Below are 3272 nucleotides of genomic sequence, written 5' to 3'. Positions count from 1 at the left end.
GCTGGTGCCCCACTTGTCCGCTGAATGTGGCACAAGTCTATTGTTGGGATGGCGACAATCCCGGCATTGCCTACTATCTGCCTGGCTCTGGTAATCCACCTCACGTACTACCGCTACCCGCAGGCGCACATGATCCTGATATCATTGTAGGTAGAGAAGGATTATGGGGATATGTGGTGTATGAGTTAAGTGGACTAATAATAGTAGATGAATTTTTTAGAAATTCACTAAGTCCATTAATGATCTCTTACCCCACAAACACCTGGGTATTGTCATCACATGGAAGACATCCAAATATTGATAGGGCTGTTGATTGTTTTGATTATCCATCGAGTGCTATTGGAATCATCTATGAAGATATCTTAAATAACGAAATTTACATGCATTATGGTGGAATAGGAGCAGGATTCGGCCCGCAAATTTCAATTAGTTCAATATCATACTCTTCATCAAGTATTAGAATATATTCCAATCGCTGGAATCCTGACATAAATATTTCAGGATATCAAAACAATTTAGTTTATCAGTTTTGTGCATTAGGATATCAAACATCACCTAATAACGGGATTTTTGTAGATTATTTTGATGATAATGGATCATTTGCACCCTATGCTCCAAATGATGCTTTTGAAATAACTGTTTCCAATTCATTAGATATTCATCCAAGAATCGATGGTTTTACTTATGATAATAAATTAATAAATGGTGGAATTTCATCATACATTATCACACTTTCACACAATGATGAAATATTTTTTAATTACAACCAAGGGCCATCAACATGGCCTATCATAAACATTTCATCGACGATTAACTCAAATCCAATTGTTGCTGCTGCTGGAGACCCTAACGATATAATATGGGAATCCGATTTTCACGTTGGAAATAACGTAATGGGAAGGGAAATTAACTTTGGCATATTTGGATTTCTACAGCCTTTTTGGAAAGATGCTAATGAGTTCAACAACATAAATAAAACAAGCTATAAATTTCCATCCATAGCATTCGGCTATTGCAATGCGACTTTATACGCTATGTGCTGGTGGGGAGAGGATGAAAATATTTATTTTAAAGAAGCTGAGGTTTCAAATATTTTTTATCGAGCGGAAGATAAAACCCCATCCACAATAGCACAACAAATCGATAAGGATAAAAATGCATCAATAAGTTCAATTCCCAAAAGCTCCCATGTAATAATTACAAACGTTCTTGGGCAGTTAATCTACAATGGAGAACTAAATAATTTTGAAACAAGTCGATTGAAAAAAGGTGTTTATCTAATTCAGTATATGTCTGGCAACAACAAAAAATTACTAAAGTTTGTAGTGCCATGAAAGGAAATTTTTTTAAATTTTTATCTTTTATTTTTTCACTTTCAAATATCTATTCTCAACACTACAACACCTGGATATTTGGCCAAGGCATCAAAATGGACTTCAATACCACACCGGTGACTATTGATTCAGTAACTACTTGGATGCCTTCTTCATCTCCTCCATTTCAGGATATATACAACCAGACATCCGCATATTGTAATGAAAATGGAGAATTAGAAGTGTATTTTTTGAACGGAAAATATTATGATAAAAATAATGTTCATATTCTGGGTGGAGAAGTGCCAAATTACCACTACAATGTTATAACTCAAAATTTTTATAATCTTTTCATGGCCCCTTTAAGTACTCCTTTAATTTCTTATTTTTTTTCATTCAATAATAAAGATACCATTTTTCATTTTTATACCTTTATTGAAGAGACAGAATTTATCCCGGCATATAGAGAAAATTCAGCACTTCAATTAAATATGCTAATCAAAGACAATTCAGGAGGGTATTCAATTCATAAAATTTCTACATTAAGCCTAAAAAATATTGCATATAATAGATTGAATGGATATTATTTGTTATTCGTTGATTTTTCAATTTTAAAAAAAAATTTCAGTGAAATATTATTTCACTTCAAATGTACTGGATTTCATTCACCAGGCGGAATACTTGTGCAGGTCACAAGATTAGGATCTATTAGCATTTTTACACCAAATTTTGACACAGGTCAATTGGTTCCTTTACCACCAGATTTCAATACTTTTTATTACTTCAACAGTATTGGTTTAAAATTAGAATTTTATAAATTAGATACAAATAATTTAACTATTTTAAAAACATCAAAATCATTTACTTTTCCGAATGAAATTATTTTTAATAATAAAAATTTTAATTTCCGCCAATTAATTCCTTCCACTACAGGCAGGTATTTGATTAGCTTTTACATAAGAAAAGATACGGCTTTTCCTTACCCTTTCATTGATGAATATTTATTGGTTCGATTCGATTTGTATTCTAAAGACTCTTTAGATTTTCATAATAAAATTGGGATAAAAGCTGTTCCAAATTCACCAATGATAGATTCCTTGTTGAGTAGTTATGTAAACCGTCACATGTATTATCAAAATACGCCGGCTCCTGATGGTCATGTGTATGTCTTCAGACTAAGAGGTGGTCTAACAATGGGTGATTTTACCACATTACATTACAGAAATTGGCCTGGAAATCGTTATTTATATCGAATCAAAAACCCTGACGACTCGCTGATGAGCAATGTGGATATAGAGTTTGTCTATTCGTTCAGACCGTTTAAACTCTATCCTCAGTTTCCAACATTTCGCACCTCTGATGTTTTACCTAAACCTTTCAAGCTGCTGAGCAACTGCACCGACTCTACCCACTTTCATCTCAACTACACGGCCATAGCTGATTCGGTGTGGTGGGATTTTGGCGACCCGGCCGGTCTGGGCCCGCTAAACCACAGCTCGCAGTTTCACCCCGTGGTTAAGTATCCGCAGTATGGCACCTACTATGTGCAAGTACAGCTCTGGTACGATGGCGACAGCATTACGACCATGGGCGATTCGGTGAAGGTATTGCCCGTACCCCAGGTGGACTTGGGCTTTTCCGATACCTTGCTCTGCCGTGGTGAGAGCGTGCTGCTGGATGCCTCACAGGGCTTTCCGGCCACTTATCTCTGGAGTACAGGCAGTACCGACAGCATCCTGTCGGTCAGCAAGTCGGGTCGCTACTGGGTGCAGGTGTCCACTCCCTGTGGTACAGTCAGTGATACGGTCAGCTTATCGGTGATTGACCCACCGACGGTGAAGGTACACGATACGGCCGTATGCTTCTTTGGGCCGGTGCTCTTCGATGTATCGGCTGATAGCGCCACCTACCTGTGGAGCGACGGAAGCACATTGCCCACCTTTGCCCCCCGGCAGATGG

General features: G+C 37.3%; 2 protein-coding genes. Both read left to right on the top strand.

From position 1 onward, the window contains the following. The coding region (locus ACK4EX_RS11695; RefSeq protein WP_409773044.1) for a T9SS type A sorting domain-containing protein at window positions 1–1334 on the top strand (1334 nt) is incomplete at its 5' end. Then, window positions 1331–3272 (top strand): hypothetical protein (locus ACK4EX_RS11690; RefSeq protein ID WP_409773043.1); only part of this gene is annotated, 1942 nt, incomplete at its 3' end. The genes ACK4EX_RS11695 and ACK4EX_RS11690, both read left to right, overlap by 4 nt.

The sequence above is a fragment of the Thermaurantimonas sp. genome (assembly GCF_046299575.1).
In the GTDB taxonomy this organism is placed as follows: Bacteria; Bacteroidota; Bacteroidia; order Flavobacteriales; family Schleiferiaceae; genus Thermaurantimonas.
This window is presented reverse-complemented; position numbering and strand designations above follow the sequence as displayed.